The sequence below is a fragment of the Streptomyces sp. PL-29 genome, from assembly GCF_058344425.1.
The window spans coordinates 292739-307541 of sequence record NZ_CP136996.1 but is presented as its reverse complement, the minus strand read 5'-3'; the positions used below and the strand labels follow the sequence as shown (position 1 = coordinate 307541).

15 protein-coding genes are annotated in these 14803 nt (G+C 72.8%); 6 read left to right on the top strand and 9 right to left on the bottom strand.

From position 1 onward, the window contains the following. Nucleotides 1–149 precede the first annotated feature (149 nt). Together R4Z63_RS01435 and R4Z63_RS01430 are read left to right on the top strand one after the other, a co-directional pair. Nucleotides 150–1580, top strand: coding sequence for a L,D-transpeptidase (locus R4Z63_RS01435; protein WP_384450551.1), 1431 nt, complete (start codon nucleotides 150–152; stop codon nucleotides 1578–1580). 44 nt (nucleotides 1581–1624) lie between these two features. Beyond that, nucleotides 1625–2323, top strand: a complete 699-nt coding sequence (locus R4Z63_RS01430; protein ID WP_384450548.1) for an HAD family hydrolase — start codon at nucleotides 1625–1627, stop codon at nucleotides 2321–2323. Nucleotides 2324–2392: 69 nt separating this feature from the next. Here the strand turns inward: R4Z63_RS01430 and R4Z63_RS01425 are convergent, their stop codons facing one another. The 3 genes from R4Z63_RS01425 to R4Z63_RS01415 form a co-directional block, all read right to left on the bottom strand. Beyond that, nucleotides 2393–3547, bottom strand: a complete 1155-nt coding sequence (locus R4Z63_RS01425) for a PP2C family protein-serine/threonine phosphatase (protein ID WP_384450545.1) — start codon at nucleotides 3545–3547, stop codon at nucleotides 2393–2395. A 20-nt stretch (nucleotides 3548–3567) separates the two neighbouring features. Then, nucleotides 3568–3945: a VOC family protein gene (locus R4Z63_RS01420; RefSeq protein WP_384450542.1), complete on the bottom strand. Its 378-nt coding sequence runs from the start codon at nucleotides 3943–3945 to the stop codon at nucleotides 3568–3570. Between the two features lie 102 nt (nucleotides 3946–4047). After that, nucleotides 4048–4701 carry a DUF4389 domain-containing protein gene (locus R4Z63_RS01415; RefSeq protein WP_384450539.1) on the bottom strand — a complete coding sequence of 218 codons (654 nt, stop codon included), beginning with the start codon at nucleotides 4699–4701 and terminating at the stop codon, nucleotides 4048–4050. A 241-nt stretch (nucleotides 4702–4942) separates the two neighbouring features. On the opposite strand from R4Z63_RS01415, the gene R4Z63_RS01410 reads away from it, so the two are divergent. Beyond that, entirely contained in the window at nucleotides 4943–5800 is an 858-nt protein-coding gene (locus R4Z63_RS01410; protein WP_078556509.1) for a 2OG-Fe(II) oxygenase, read from the top strand. Between the two features lie 105 nt (nucleotides 5801–5905). Continuing rightward, nucleotides 5906–8338 (top strand): SpoIIE family protein phosphatase, encoded by a 2433-nt coding sequence (locus R4Z63_RS01405; RefSeq protein ID WP_384450535.1) that lies wholly within the window; start codon nucleotides 5906–5908, stop codon nucleotides 8336–8338. A 64-nt stretch (nucleotides 8339–8402) separates the two neighbouring features. On the opposite strand, the gene R4Z63_RS01400 is transcribed toward R4Z63_RS01405, so the two are convergent. Together R4Z63_RS01400 and R4Z63_RS01395 are read right to left on the bottom strand one after the other, a co-directional pair. Then, a complete protein-coding gene (locus R4Z63_RS01400) occupies nucleotides 8403–8834 on the bottom strand; it encodes a VOC family protein (protein ID WP_384450532.1) in 432 nt (143 codons plus the stop codon). A gap of 116 nt (nucleotides 8835–8950) precedes the next feature. Next, entirely contained in the window at nucleotides 8951–9877 is a 927-nt protein-coding gene (locus R4Z63_RS01395; RefSeq protein WP_384450529.1) for an NAD-dependent protein deacetylase, read from the bottom strand. Nucleotides 9878–10088: 211 nt separating this feature from the next. On the opposite strand from R4Z63_RS01395, the gene R4Z63_RS01390 reads away from it, so the two are divergent. Then, complete coding sequence (locus R4Z63_RS01390; RefSeq protein ID WP_384450526.1) at nucleotides 10089–11696, top strand: phospholipase D-like domain-containing protein; 1608 nt, start codon at nucleotides 10089–10091, stop codon at nucleotides 11694–11696. Between the two features lie 93 nt (nucleotides 11697–11789). On the opposite strand, the gene R4Z63_RS01385 is transcribed toward R4Z63_RS01390, so the two are convergent. Further along, the gene (locus R4Z63_RS01385) at nucleotides 11790–12149 is read right to left on the bottom strand and encodes an ArsR/SmtB family transcription factor (protein ID WP_037922290.1); all 360 of its coding nucleotides are present in this window, start codon (nucleotides 12147–12149) and stop codon (nucleotides 11790–11792) included. Nucleotides 12150–12344: 195 nt separating this feature from the next. Next, nucleotides 12345–12719, bottom strand: a complete 375-nt coding sequence (locus tag R4Z63_RS01380; protein ID WP_037922294.1) for a hypothetical protein — start codon at nucleotides 12717–12719, stop codon at nucleotides 12345–12347. 552 nt (nucleotides 12720–13271) lie between these two features. On the opposite strand from R4Z63_RS01380, the gene R4Z63_RS01375 reads away from it, so the two are divergent. After that, complete coding sequence (locus R4Z63_RS01375) at nucleotides 13272–13481, top strand: hypothetical protein (protein ID WP_157840252.1); 210 nt, start codon at nucleotides 13272–13274, stop codon at nucleotides 13479–13481. Nucleotides 13482–13613: 132 nt separating this feature from the next. Here the strand turns inward: R4Z63_RS01375 and R4Z63_RS01370 are convergent, their stop codons facing one another. Together R4Z63_RS01370 and R4Z63_RS01365 are read right to left on the bottom strand one after the other, a co-directional pair. Further along, the gene (locus R4Z63_RS01370) at nucleotides 13614–14054 is read right to left on the bottom strand and encodes an STAS domain-containing protein (RefSeq protein WP_384448828.1); all 441 of its coding nucleotides are present in this window, start codon (nucleotides 14052–14054) and stop codon (nucleotides 13614–13616) included. A gap of 191 nt (nucleotides 14055–14245) precedes the next feature. Beyond that, a complete protein-coding gene (locus R4Z63_RS01365) occupies nucleotides 14246–14740 on the bottom strand; it encodes a MarR family winged helix-turn-helix transcriptional regulator (protein ID WP_037922300.1) in 495 nt (164 codons plus the stop codon). Between the last annotated feature and the right edge of the window lie 63 nt (nucleotides 14741–14803).

Here is a 14803-nt window from a genome sequence, read left to right as displayed (position 1 = left end):
ACGCGGGTTTCCGCGGCCCCGTCCGGCCGTGTCCACCCCTTCGCGGACTGTGCTCCGTACGAGTTCACTTCGGGTGCCCGTTCGGCCCCAGGGCCGAGCGCGTGATCATCGGGTTGGCTCCTCATCGGTTTGATACGGCTATGCCACGAATGCGACGCACACGACCGACCACGACGTGGGGCGCGGTGGCTGCGGTGACGGGGGCCATGCTGGTCGTCGCCGCAGCGCCGGGACGGGGGCCCGATGCGGACACCGCGGACGCGACCTCGGCCGGCCCCCCGCGGGAAGCGGCGGTCACGCTGCTGGTGGGAAGGGTGCTGGAGGGGGCCCGCCAGGCCGGCGAAGGGCGGTGCGCGGCCCGGCTGTTCCGCACCCGGCTGTGCGACGGCTGGCAGGAGCAGCGGGTACGGGCCACGGCGCGCGGGGTGGGTTCCGTCCTGGAGGAGCCCGCCGTCGCCGGCGCCGCCTGGGCGCAGGCCCTGCCCACGGACTCCGGCGGGCCGCTGGAGATCGCCCTCACCGAACCGGGCCGCATCACGGACGTGACCGTCTCCGACGCGCACGGCCGCCACCTGTCCGGTGAACTCGGCCCGCACGGTGACCGCTGGCTGAACACCGAGTCGTTGCGCGCGGGGGAGGAGTACACCGTGCGGGTCGGCGCGCAGGACGCGGCCGGTCACCCGGTCGCGGTGACGATGGCCTTCCGGACCGCTCCGCCCGCGGACGGCGGCAGGCTGACCGTCGAGTTCGGGCCGCGCCCCGGCACGTACGGGGCCGGCGAGATCGTGACGGCCGCCCTCAGCCGCCCGGTACCCGCCGACGACCCGGTGGCGCGCGCCCGGCTGGAACAGGCGCTGGAGGTGACCTCGCAGCCGCACGTCGAGGGCGCCTGGCACTGGGTCGACGCCTCGACCCTGCACTTCCGGCCCCGCACCTACTGGCCCGCGCACGCGGTGGTCCGCGTCCGCAGCGGGCTGGACGGGGTCGAGGTCGGGGACGCCCACGGCGGCCCCTCCGAGGACCTGCGTTTCACCATCGGCGACCGGATCGAGGCCGTCACCGACTCCGCCACCCACCGGATGACCGTACGCCGCAACGGACGGGTCATCAGAACGATCCCGGTCACCACCGGAAAGGAGGGCTTCCGGACCCGCAGCGGCATCAAGGTCGTCCTGCGCAAGGAGTCCAAGGTCCGCATGCGCGGCGACACGGTCGGCATCGAGCGCGGCACCAAGGAGTTCTACGACCTGCCCGTCTCCTACGCGACCCGGGTGACGTGGAGCGGCGAGTACATCCACGCCGCGCCCTGGTCGGTCGAGGCGCAGGGCGAGGAGAACGTCAGCCACGGCTGCACGGGCATGAGCACCGAGAACGCCGCCTGGTTCTTCGAAGCGGTCCGCGAGGGGGACATCGTGGAGGTGGTCAACAGCGGGGGACCGCCGATGGCCCCCTTCGGCAACGGGTTCGGCGACTGGAACCTGGACTGGCGCGAGTGGCTCGCCGGCAGTGCGCTGGCCAACGTCGACGCCGCCGCGCCCCGTTCGCCGCTGGCCCCGTCCCGCCTGCACCCCACGACCTGAGCGCGGCCGCCCGGTGCCTGACCTGCCTGACCTACGATCACCACATGATCACAGGTGTGATGTTCGACTTCTCCGGCACGCTGCTGCGCATCGAGTCGACCGAGGACTGGCTCAGCGCGGGCCTGGCGGCCACCGGCGTCCGGCTGTCCGACGAGGAGTTCCGCGAGACGGCCGGAAGGCTCGCGGAGTACGGGGCCCTGCCGGGCGGCCGCGCGCCCCGGAAGGTCCCCGCCGACCTCGAAGCCCTGTGGCACGAAAGGGATGTGAGCGCCCGTCGGCACCGGGCGGCCTACCAAGGCCTGGCGCTGGCGGCCGGCCTCCCGGAGCCGGCGGCCGAGCTGGCCCGGGCGCTCTACGACCGCCACATGAGCCCGGCCGCCTGGCGGCCCTACCCGGATACCGCACCGACCCTGCGCGAACTGCGTCGCCGGGGCATCGCGGTGGCCGTCGTGAGCAACATCGGATGGGACCTGCGGCCGGTGTTCCGCGCACACGGCCTGGACGGACTGGTCGACGTCTACGTGCTCTCCTACGAGCTCGGCGTCCAGAAGCCCGACCCGCTGATCTTCCGGACGGCCTGTGACGGGCTCGGGCTGCCGCCGTCGAAGGTGTTGATGGTCGGCGACGACCGCACCGCGGACGGCGGCGCCGCCGCGCTCGGCTGCCCCGTGCACTTCGTCGAGCACCTGCCGGTCGAGCGGCGGCCGCACGGCCTGGCACCCCTCCTGGACCTGCTGGGGTAGCACTCCGGGCGCCGGCGGCGTTCCGACGGCAGGGCGGCGGCCCGACCGCGCAGGACGCCCGCGGAGCCGTCACCGCGCCGCCGCCTCCGGGGGCGGCCGGAGGCGGAGACGGGCGGCGAGTACGGCCACGTCGTCCTCGGCGTGCCGCGCGTCGAGGCCGGTGCAGACCCTGTCCACCACCTCCGGGGCCCCGCTGCCGGCGGGCATCCTCAGGGCCGCGAGCCGGGCCAGGGACGCGTCGATGTCCTCGCCGCGGCGCTCGACCAGCCCGTCCGTGTAGAGCAGGATCGTCTGGTCCGCGGTGAAGGGCAGGGCGACGGCCTCGTAGCCGCCGATGCCGGTGCCGAGCGGCGGGCCGACGGGCACGTCGAGGAGGGTCCCCGGGCCGTTCGCTGTGAAGGCCGCGGGCGGCAGGTGACCCGCGCTCGCGTACGCAGCCGTACGGCGGGCCGGATCGACCCGGACGAGGAGGCAGGTCGCGGGACGGCGGTCGTCCTCGGCGGCGGCCAGCGTGTCCAACTGGCGCAGCACGCGGTGCGGGGCGAGATCGGTGGAGGCCACGTCGCGCAGGGTGGAGCGGTAGGCGTTCATGTCGACGGCGGCCTCCAGGCCGTGGCCCATGACGTCCCCGATCACCAGTAGGGTGCGGCCGAAGTGGAGCCGTACGGTCTCGAACCAGTCGCCGCCGACGAGGGCGCGCGAGCCCATCGGCAGATAGCGGCTGGCGACTTCCAGGTTCGGGTGCGGCCGGCCGGGCTCGGCGACCAGGGCACGCTGGAGGTCGAGTGCGATCTCCTCGGTGGCCGCCAGCCGGCGGGCGTGCCCGACGTGCGCGCACGCCAGGCGTGCTGCGAAGCGCACGGTCGCCGCCTCGTCGGCGCCGAAGGCGGTGTCCGCGCGGGCCGCGAGCAGCCGTCCGTAGACCTCGCCCCGGCCGGCCAGGGGCACCGGGACGACGTGCGTGGAAGCGGGCGGACCGTGCGGAGGGTCGAGGAGGCCCGCCGTGTCGCCCGCGGCGGCGACCCGACCGCCCGGGCCGTTCCGGCCGCCGGTCAGCTCCACCGCCACGGCGTCGCACGGGCCGCTGACGAGGAACTCGGCGAGCTCCCGCCAGACCGCCACTTCGTCGGAGGACGTACCGATCCGGTCGACGGCCTCCTCCATGGCGCTCATCCGTGCCCGGGGGCCGTACGGGTCCGACGGGTCCGACGGGTCCGACGCCATGGTCCGGTGTCCTGCGCGGGTCAGCCGCCCGCCTCCAGCACGGACAGGACGTTCCCCGCCGGATCCCTGAACCAGGCGATCGGGGGGCCGCCTGCGGTGCGCGAGATGCCCTTCGGGTCCTGTCCGAAGCCGTCGTAGCGCTCGAAGGCCACACCGCGGGCGCCGAGGTCGTCGACGGCCCGGTCGATGTCGGGTACCGGGAAGTTCAGCACGGTGAAGGTGGCCGGGACGTGGTTCTCCTTGGGGTACACCAGCACCTCGGTGTCACCGCCGAGATGGAGGGACAGCATCCCGTTGTCCTCGGAGACCCGCAGGCCGAGGGTCGAGCCGTAGAACTCTCTGGCGGCGTCGATGCTGTCGACCGAAAAGCCGCTGAACGCCCTGCTGTCTCCCAGCATGGTCTTCCTCCGCCCGTCCCGACTCCGGCCGATGCGGCCCTGCCCGCCCTCATCGTCCCTCCGAAGCCGGGCAGCCGCACGGCCGGCGTCGGGGCCGCCGCCTCAGACCGGGGCGTCCCCGGGCTCGTCGCCGCCCATGTCGAGACGGAATGGCGGGTAGGCGTCCGTCATCAGGGAGGCGTAGGCGGTCACCCGGAGCACCCACCGGTTGAGGCCGATGAGCAGGTCGAACAGGTCGCGCGGGTACTTCTCCGTGAAGGCCAGGGTGACGACCGCGATCAGGGCGAGGAGTCCGATCAGACCGCCGGCCGACCAGCCGGAGTGCGCGGCGCCGGTGAACAGGCCGATGACGAGGTACTGCGGGATGGCCAGCAGCCACCACTTCACCAGGACCAGGCCGCGGGAGAGCCGCTCGGGGTAGACGATGTCCAGCCGGGCCGGGTAGTCGGGCTCGGGGCCCAGGCTGAAGGGCGGGTACCGGTCCGTGCCGAGGGCGCCGTAGGCGTAGTAGGAGACCCGCCAGGACCAGCGGAGCACTCCGAGGTTGAAGTCGAACAGGGCACGCGGATAGCGCTCGGTGAAGAGGATCGAGAAGAACGCGATCACGCTGACCACCAGGAACGCCAGCCACAGGAAGGCCAGCACGACGTAGTGGGGGATCGCCAGGAGCCACTTCACCAGCCACAGCCAGCGCGACAGCGGCGTGTCCAGCCTGGCCGACACCGTGACCGGCGGATAGCGGGTCTGCAGGGTCATGGCGCTCACCTCATCGCGTCGCCCGGTTCTCCTCCATCTTCCTTCCCGCCCGCGCGCACCGCACCGTGCGGCCGCCGGATGGCGGTGTGCGCCGGCGTACGCCCTAGGCCGCCGGGAGCGGCCCCGTGCGGCGGGGGCGGGCCCAGCCCGCCGCAAGCGCACGGCGCCCGGCCCGTGTTCTCCCTTGCGCCCCCATGTGCCCCTACGGCGGGTCCCGCCACCGCGCGTACGGTTCCGGGCCATGAGCGGATACGCGATGGAATCGGCCACCCCGGCGGAAATCGGCGCCCAGGCCCTGCCTCCCTCCGACCAGTGGTCCACGGCCCCCGTGGTCCCGGCACCGGTGTGCCGCTTCGAGAACTTCCTCGGCGCCGAACGCGCCGCCACCCTCCTGTCGTACGCGATCTCCCGCGAGGCCGACTTCCGTGCAGGGACGGTCCTCGACCCCCTCTCGGGCCAGGTCTCCCACAAGGGCCGCAGCTCACTCGTCCTGCCCGTCACGAGCTCCGTGTTCAGCGCGCACCTGGCGGACTGCCTGCCGCTCGTCCAGGAGGTCCTCGGCCACCGGGCGGCGCTCACACAGACCCGGACGGTCCTGACCGCGCACGGCGAAGGGGGCCACTACGGCATCCACACCGACGCCTCACGGGTCCGTGACGTCGCGACGGCCCTGTCCGCCGTGTACTACCTCCACCGCGCCCCGCGGGGATTCGGCGGCGGCCGGCTCCGGCTGTACGACACGGTGCTCGCGGACGGCGGCGCCCGGCCGGCGGATTCCTACCGCACCATCGAGCCCGAACACGACACGATCGTGTTCTTCCCGGCCGGCGCCTTCCACGAAGTCGTCCCCTCCACCTGCCCCAGTGGGCACTTCGCGGACCACCGCTTCACGCTCACGACGTGGATCAGCGGCACCGGGTCCGCGGCGACGGCGCCCGACGAACCCTTCCGGATCTGGCCGTGGCTGGCCCAGGCGGCCGAACGCACCCGCCCGCTCGCCGACGTCGAACACGATCACGACGGCGCCGACCCTGTCGCCCTGCCCGTCGCGGACCCCGCCACCCGTCTCACCCTTCCAGCGCCCCGCAGGACGCGTTAGGGCCTGTCCGACGCCCTCCGACTCGCCCGAAAGGTCTCGGGCGCGACAGCATGGAGGGAGAGCGGGCGCTCGGCGGGACGGCGTCGGGAGGAGGCGACACGCGCAGTGAGCAGACATCGCTTTGCGTTCTGCGGGGCGCAGCTCGCCGCCGTCTACGTGGCTGCCGACCAGGACCGGGAACTCCATCTGGCCGAGCTCACCGGCAACCGCGGGGTCCTCTACGGGCTGCCCGCGATCCTCGCCGTCGCAGGCCATTCACCGGCCGCCAACGCCTTCCGCACCGGGCGCCCGCTGTGGTTGACCCCCAAGGAACTCGCCGCGTTCATCGAGGAGGACCCCCACCACTTCCCCAGCCGGGTCCGGGACGGGGCGCCGAGCTCGCCGGCCCGGGTCTCGCTGGGCGCCCTGCCCCTGGGACACGGCGATCAGGAGCTCGGCTGCCTGATCGTCGCGGGCGACGTGGGGGAGGGCTTCAGCGCCGACGACCGCAGTCTGCTGGAGCTGTACGCCGACCAGGTGGCGGCCCGACTCGAATCGGTCGCCGCCCGCTTCGCCGGGCGCCGGGCCCCGCAGGCCCACCTGGTCCAGTCACTGGTCCCCGACCAGGGCGGCGCCTTCATCCTGGACCTGGCCACCGGCCGGATGGAGGCCCACGCGCACGTGCTGGAACTGCTCGGCCTGGCTCCCGAGCAGTTCGACGGACAAGTGGAGACCCTGCTCGCCTGCGCCGTGCCCGACGACATGCCCGCGCTGATGGCGATCGTCGAGCCCGACCGGCTGGCCACCACCGGTCAGCAGCTGGCGTTTCGCATCCGTCGGCCGGGCGGGGAGCTGCGCTGGCTGGGCCTGCGCTGCCGGGTGGAAGTGGACTCCGACGGCGCCCCGCGGCGCGTCCTGGGCGTGGTGGCCGACGCCTCCTATCTGCGGCCCAGCGCGGACGAGGTGTCCCTCGTACAGCGCCTGTCAGCCACCCTCGCGGGGGCCGCGACCATCCGGGAGGTCAGTCGGCTCGCGATCGCGGCCCTGCGCGAGCCGCTCGGCGCGTCCCGCGTCGCGGTGGGCGAACTGGAGCCCGAACACCTCATCGTCACCGCACTCGACCCCCCGGAACCCGATGCCTGGCCGGAATCCTGGCGCGCGGAATGGCGCTCGGAGTGGCCCGACGTGTCACTGGGCGACCTGCCCACCCTGCAGAGCGCGCTCCGCGCCGGTCACATGAGCCTGTGGCCGCCGGGCGCGGCCCTGGAGCCCGGGCTCCAGGGCGTCGGGCCCGGCGGTCTCGCGGTGCTGCCGCTGCCCGCCGAGGGCCGCATGGTCGGGGTGTGCCTGGTGGGCTGGGGCGAGGAGCACCGGTTCGCCCCCGAGGAGCGTTCGCTGCTGACCGCGACCGCCGGCCTGCTGGGCCAGGCCCTGGTGCGCGCCCACGCTCTGGACGCGGGCCACGAACTGGCCACGATGCTTCAGCGCAGCCTGCTGCCCCGTAAGCTCCCCGAGCTGCCGGGCGGGGTCGCCGTCGCCCGCTACCTGCCCGCGACCGCGGGACTGGAGGTCGGCGGGGACTGGTACGACGTCATCCCCCTCGGCGACGGCCACGTGGCCTTCGTCATCGGGGACGTCCAGGGCCACAGCGCCGGAGCCGCCACCATCATGGGCCAGATGCGCACGGCGGTCAGGGCCTACGCCGTGGAGGGGCACCCGCCCGACGTGGTGGTGGCGCGCGCCAACCGGCTGCTCGTCGGCATGGAGACCGACCTCTTCGCCACCTGCACGTACGTGGACCTCGACATGGAGGAGGGCATCGCCAGGGTCGTACGGGCCGGCCACCTGCCGCCGGTGCTGCGCCATCCCGACGGCGTGGCCGAGGAGTTGGCGGTGGAGGGCGGGCCGCCTCTGGGCGTGCTCGCGGAAGCCGCCTTCCCCATGACCGAGACGGGACTGCTCCCCGGAACCCTGCTCGTCCTGTTGACGGACGGCCTGGTGGAGTCCGCACGGCTGCCCCTGGAGGAGGGCATGCACCGGGTGTGCGAGGCGCTCACCGAGTCGGACCCGGTCGATGTCGGAGGGGTGGCCGACGACCTGGTCGCGGGCGTGGGCCGGCGTGACGACGACGTGGCGCTGCTGCTGCTGCGCTACGACGGTACGGGCGGCCGGCCCAGGCGGAGCCACTGGACGGTGTGGCGCCTGCCCAAGGCCGTCCTGCACGCGCGCCGCTTCACGGCGCGCACGCTGCGGTCCTGGGGAGTGGTGGAGGAGATCGACACGGCCCTGCTGATCGTGTCCGAGCTGGTGACCAACGCGATCGCGCACACCCAGGGCGAGGTGGGCATGGACCTGACCCTGTCCACCGACCGGCTGCGGATCGCCGTGAACGACGCGTCGCCGCGCAGCCCCGTCAAACCGGTGTCGGTGAGCTGGGAGTCGACCGGAGGCCGCGGCCTGCTCATCGTCGAGGCGACGGCGACGGCTTGGGGCTCGGTGCCGCTCAGCGGCGGCAAGCAGGTCTGGGCCGAGATCCCCTGGCACCCGCGGACCGCCTGATCCGGCACGGCCGGAGCTCCCCGCCCGCCCCCGGCGGCGGCCCGGACGCCGTGCGGCCGGACCGTCAGCCGGGCCCGGGGCGGCTGCCGGCCACCAGTTCGACCTCGAACCCGTCGGTGTTGACCAGGTACGCGGCATAGGTCCGCTCGCCGCCGGCGTACGGGTGGCGGTCGGGGTACATCAAACTCCAGCCGTGCCGCTTCCCCTCGACGACCAGGAGTTCCACCGACGCGTGGTCCTCCAGGTGGAACGCCAGGTGGTTCAGCCCGGGCCGGCAGCGGTCGTGGTGGTCGTCGGTGAGGGCCGGGGACCGCTCGAACACCAGATAGGTCGCGCCGAGCCGCCAGCTCCGTCCGTCGCCCCAGCTCTGGTACGGCGTGTAGCCCATGGCCTCCAGCAGCCAGCCGAAGGAGGCGACCGCCCGGTCGAGGTCGGGCACCCAGATCTCCACGTGGTGCAGCACTCCGGTGGTCCCGGCCGACGGTACGTCGGACATCGCCCGTCTCCCCCTCCTCGTGTTCCTCCTGCACCGCTGACGGCGCTCCCCATGATGACGGACGTCGGCGGTGCGGCCGTCCGGCGGCCGCTGTGGCAGCCGTCGCTGCCGCGGCTCTACGCCTGCGGCCGCGGGCGTCCCCGTACCGACGCGTCACCGCGGTCGACCGGGATGCCCAGGCGGTCCGCCAGAGTGGTGAGGGCCGTGCCCAGGGGGAGGGCGACACGGGTCACGGCGTGGTGGTCGCCGCGGGTCGGGTCCCGGTTGACGATCAGTACCGGCTTGCCCGCCTGGGCCGCCTGGCGGACGAACCGGAGGCCGGACATCACCGTGAGTGACGATCCCAGGACCAGCAGCGAGGTAGCGCTGTCGACCAGCTCGCGGCAGCGTTCGACGCGCCGAGGGGGAACCGTTTCTCCGAAGAACACCACGTCCGGTTTCAGGACGCCCCCGCACTGTGCGCACGGCACTACGGAGAAGTCCCCGACCTGGTCGTCCGTGAGGTCGGCGTCGCCGTCCGGGTTCAGCCGTGGGGCGACCGGCTCGAAGCCCGCGTTGGCCTCCTCCAGTCGTCGCGCCAGGTCGCGGCGCGAGCCGGAGGCGCCGCAGGCGAGGCACACGACCCGGCCCAGGCTGCCGTGGAGTTCCACCACGTCCTCGCTGCCGGCCGCCTGGTGCAGGCCGTCGACGTTCTGGGTGATCACTCCTGCGAGCAGCCCGTGCCGCCCGAACGCCGTCACGGCGCGATGTCCGGCGTTGGGGGCCGCGCGGCCGAAGGTCCGCCAGCCGAGGTGGCTGCGCGCCCAGTACCGGCGCCTCGCGCGCGCACTCGCGGTGAACTCCTGGTAGGTCATCGGGGTGTGCCTGCGCAGGCTCCCGCCCTCCCCCCGGTAGTCGGGGATGCCCGACTCGGTGGAGAGGCCCGCCCCGCTGAGCACCAGCACGCCGCCGGCCCGCAGCGCGTCGGCGACCGGCCCCGGATCCGCGGTCCCGGGCGGCAGGTCATCGGTGGGAGTCCAGCTCAGAGTGGGGCGCGTGCGCATGCGACCAGCGTACGGAAGCAGCCGGCTGGACACCGCCCCGCCCGCGTGCCGACCGAGGTGGCCGGAACTCGCCCGGCGAAGGTGAACAGAGGTCTACCTACTGGTAACTTGCGCGAGTTGATCAAGGCCAGGGGCGTGGTCGACCCACGCCACGGGCCCAGCCCCCCGGCCGGCCCCCCGGCCCCAGCCACCCCCCAGTCAAGGACCCACATTGGCACGCACCGTCCGGACGACGGCCATCGTCTCCACGTCGGCCCTCGCCCTCGGCCTCTCCCTCCTCGGAGCCGCCGCCCCCGTCCACGCCGCGGAGGCGCCCACACCGCACCTGGACTCGGTCGAGCAGACCCTGCGGCAGGTGTCACCGGGCCTGGAGGGCTCGGTCTGGGAGCGCACCTCCGGCAACCGGTTCGGCTCCTCGGCCCCCGGCGGCGCCGACTGGCTGCTCCAGACACCCGGTTGCTGGGGCGACGCCGCGTGCACCGACCGGCCCGGATCGCGCCGCCTCCTGGACAAGATGCGCCAGGACATCGCGGCCGCCCGGGAGACGGTGGACATATCGACGCTCGCGCCCTTCCCCAACGGCGGCTACCAGGACGCGATCGTCGCGGGTCTGCAGGAGTCCGCGCAGAAGGGCAACCGGCTCAAGGTGCGCGTGATGGTGGGCGCCGCACCCCTTTACCACTCCACCGTGATCCCCTCGTCCTATCGGGACGAACTGCTCGGGAGGCTCGGCCCGGCCGCCGCGGCCAACATCACCCTCAACGTGGCCTCGATGACCACGTCGAAGACCGCCTTCTCCTGGAACCACTCCAAGCTGATCGTGGTGGACGGTGGGTCGGTGATCACCGGCGGCATCAACAGCTGGAAGGACGACTACCTGGAGACCGCGCACCCGGTCGCCGACGTCGACCTCGCGCTGTCCGGGCCCGCCGCCGGCTCCGCGGGCCGCTACCTGGACTCCCTGTGGGACTGGACCTGCCGCAACAAGAGCAACTGGAGCGCGGTCTGGTTCGCGGCCTCACCCGGCGCGGACTGCATGCCCTCCCTGCCCCGGCCCGCCTCCCCGGCGGGCGGCGGGAACGTACCCGCGCTCGCCGTCGGCGGTCTCGGCGTCGGCATCCGCCAGAACGACCCCACCTCGCCGTTCCGTCCCGTACTGCCCACGGCCGGCGACACCAAGTGCGGGATCGGGGTGCCCGACAGGACCAACGCGGACCGGGACTATGACACCGTCAACCCGGAGGAGAGTGCCCTGCGCGCCCTCGTTTCCAGCGCGACCTCGCACATCGAGATCTCCCAGCAGGACATCCACGCCACCTGCCCGCCACTGCCGCGCTACGACGTGCGCCTCTACGACGCCCTCGCCGCCAAGCTCGTCGCCGGTGTGAAGGTCCGCATCGTGGTCAGTGACCCGGCGAACCGCGGCACCATCGGCAGTGGGGGCTACTCGCAGATCAAGTCCCTCTCCGAGGTGAGCGACGCGCTGCGCGGCCGGGTGGTGGCCTTGACCGGTGACGGTGGTCGTGCGCGGACGGCCATGTGCGAGAACCTCCAGCTGGCGACGTTCCGGGCGTCCGACCGACCGACGTGGGCGGACGGCAAGCCCTACGCCCAGCACCACAAGCTGGTCTCGGTGGACGGAGCGGCCTTCTACATCGGATCCAAGAACCTCTACCCGTCCTGGCTCCAGGACTTCGGCTACATCGTGGAGAGCCCGACCGCGGCCGGACAGCTCAGGAGCGACCTGCTGGACCCGCAGTGGCGCTACTCGCAGGCCACCGCGACGTACGACTACGCGCGCGGCCTCTGCCAGGCCTGACGCGCCGCAGGCAGGGCCGACGCGCCACCCCGCACGAAGCCGCCGGGGCACCTCGACAGAGGTGCCCCGGCGGCTTCGTGTGCTGGCGCCCGGCTACAGCGACGGAGGGCCCGAGTGGACCGAGGTGTCGGCGTGCCGGAGCTCGGCGAGCAGTTCGCTCTGGCCCACCAGGAGTTCGGTGAGGATGCGTCGTGCGGCTCTCAGGAGCTCTGCCACATCGCCGCCGGCCAAGGCGTAACTGACCGTGGATCCGTCACGTATGGACACCACGATGCCGGACCGGCGCAGTACCGCCAGCTGTTGCGAGAGGTTGGACGGTTCGATCTCGATTTCGTTCAGCAGCTCGCGCACGGGTACGGGGCCGTTCTGGAGGAGTTCGAGTACGCGGATGCGGACGGGGTGTCCGAGCATCCGGAAGAACTCCGCCTTGGCCTGGTACAGCGGGACCTGCATGTGGCAACGCTCCTACCCGGGTTCCGACCTATGGACGGGGACGGCGTCCGGTTCCGCCGGGCCCGCCCCCGTTGACCATGACCAGCCATTCTCCTGTACCCCGGCTTGGCCCTACCCGGCGCTGACTGAATTCGGATGTGCCGAGTTGAAGATTTCTTCAATTCGTGGGCGAAAAAAGATGCGGGGTACGGGCGGCTAGAGTTCCAGGTCCGCTTCGATGCGCTTGAGCTGGTGCCGGGCCATGGCGAGGTTCGACTTGCCCTTGTCCAGGACGATGTAGAGGAACAGGCCGTTGCCCCCGCGCCCCTTGAGCAGTCGGATGAGGTGGTACTGGCTGCCGAGGGTGATCAGTACGTCCTCGATGTCCTCCTTGATGCCCAGCATCTCCATGGTCCGGGCCTTCGCCCGGATCACGTCGGTGTTCCCCGCTGCCGCGACCGTCAGGTCGAGGTCCTTGCCGCCCCCCAGCATGCCGAGGGCCATGCCACTCGTGTAGTCGACCAGTGCCGCGCCGACGCTCCCCTCGATCGAGGTCATCGCCTCTTTCAGGGACGTCTCCACGTTCACCATTGCAGCCTCCTCGTTTTTTCACGGCCCTGGTCGGCTTCACGTCTCCGACCGGGTTGCAGGAGGGACGCTACGCGCCCGCGGCCAGGATCGTGGCGAACATCAGGTTTCTCGGCAGAATATGGAGCTCGATCCGCTAGTGTGCGGGCCCGTGATCGCCCGACTGCCGGAAAACGTAAGGGAGTCGGGGTCGTGTCGGCAGTCCCCGGCCGGGCCGGCGGGAGCCCCGGTAGAGCGCATCCGTGCAGCTCGGAGCCGGTCGGTGGGCCCACTGCGGCCTCCGGTGCGCCCAAGTCGCGTGCACGGCGAAGCGGTTGGCGGGATTGGCCGAGAGGTGCCGGTCGGCGGGCGGTGGGGCGGTCCGCGCTGCCCGCGGGCCGAAGTCGGCTTGCCCGAGAGGGGATCGGCGCCCGGACGGAGACGGGGGCGCCCACCTGCGGGGCGAGGCGGCGTAACGCGCTCCGCTATCACTCAACGTGTTTAGAGCCGTGGATTCTGGAAACGCTGAGTAGCCACAAGGTGTAAAGGTCAAGGCGAAAGGTGGGATTCATGTCCGTGAGCATTGCAATCATCCTCGTCGTGGTGGCGGCGTCCGTCGCCGCGATCGCACTCTTCCCGGCGGTTGCACCCGCGCCACCCGACCAGACCGCAGACCGGTCCGGTGGGGAGGACCCCCGCGGGAGCGAATCGGGCCGGCCCCCGGCCCGCCGACTGCGCAACATCCCACCGCAGCAGACCAGGGAACGACGGCGAAGCTTCGGCTGATTCGGTGCCCCACCCCACCCCGCCCCACGCGCGTCGTCCCGGGCAGGGCGCGGTGCCGTCGCAGGGGGGCGCGGGGTGGCCGGTGCCGGTGGTGGGCCCGCGGGGCGAGCGGCCCCACCACCGTTGCGTCGGCTACCCCGTGGGGCTCAGCAGAGGGGGCACCGGGCGGCCGTGGCCGGCGGGTCCGAGCGGAAGCCGTGCCGTCCCGGCCGCCGCGCGCAGGAGGCGCTCCACGGCCCGGGAGCGGTGGGTGAGCCTGAGGCGGCGTCCCTGTCGGGGCCACCCGTCCAGAGCCGCCAGGAAGCCGGAGTCGCAGAAGGTGACCTGTGAGCAGTCCAGGACCAGCCCGGTGTGACCGCGGTCGGCCGCCGCGGCCAGAAACGCCCGCAGCGGAGCGGCGCTGAAGTGGTCGATCTCGCCCGCGAGGTGGGCGACCAGGGTGGCGCCGAGGGTGGTGCAGGAGCGGATGAGTATGACGCCGGGCGCGGGGTCCGCGCCCGAATCGTGCACGGTGGGCGGGGCCCCGGTCGCGCGAGGGGCGGGCAGTATCGGGGCGGTGCTTGAGGTATTCACGTCCCCGTCAACGCCTCCCGCAGGGGGTCGGGAAACGACCGGCGGGTTCCTTTCACCCCATGTGATCAGCGGGGATCCCCGGTCGAGGGAAAGATTCCACCCGGACGGGGCATGGGGGCACCCGGGTGCGTCCGCGCGTGGGGCGGCCCGGCCGGCAGACGTCGGCGCCGGCTCCACGACGCGGGAGGCGCTCAGCGGCGCACGCGTGACAGCTGGTCGTTCATCTCGCTCAGGAAGCGCACCACCGTGTGCAGTTCGTCCGGGCTGAAGCGGGCGCGCGCCGCGTCGGTGGACCTGGCCAGCGGCCGGAAGTACTCGCGCGCTGCCGCGCGCCCGGCCGGTGCGTAGTGGATGTGGACCACGCGCCGGTCATCGGCCGCCCGGACCCTTCGGATGTGGCCGGCCTTCTCCAGCCGGTCCAGGCAGGCCGTCGTCGCGCCCGAGGTGAGGTTCATGTGGGCGCCCAGCCGTCCGGGGGTCATGGGGCCCGCCTCCTGGTCCCGCTCGGCGTCCAGCACGGCGATCAGAGCCTGTACGTCGGTCAGGTGCAGGCCCTGGGAGTGCGCGAACTCCTGGGCGATCCGGTTGAACTCGGCGTTCATGGCACGCAGCAGCACCGCGAAGGACTGCAGCCCGATCGGGTCGTCGGGCGGAAGGTCGTTCGGGGGTGTGCCGGCGCTGCGCATCTCCTCAGCATATGATGTCTCGATCGTTGAGATACTTTATGGTCGAGGGAGTGGGAGCTGTGT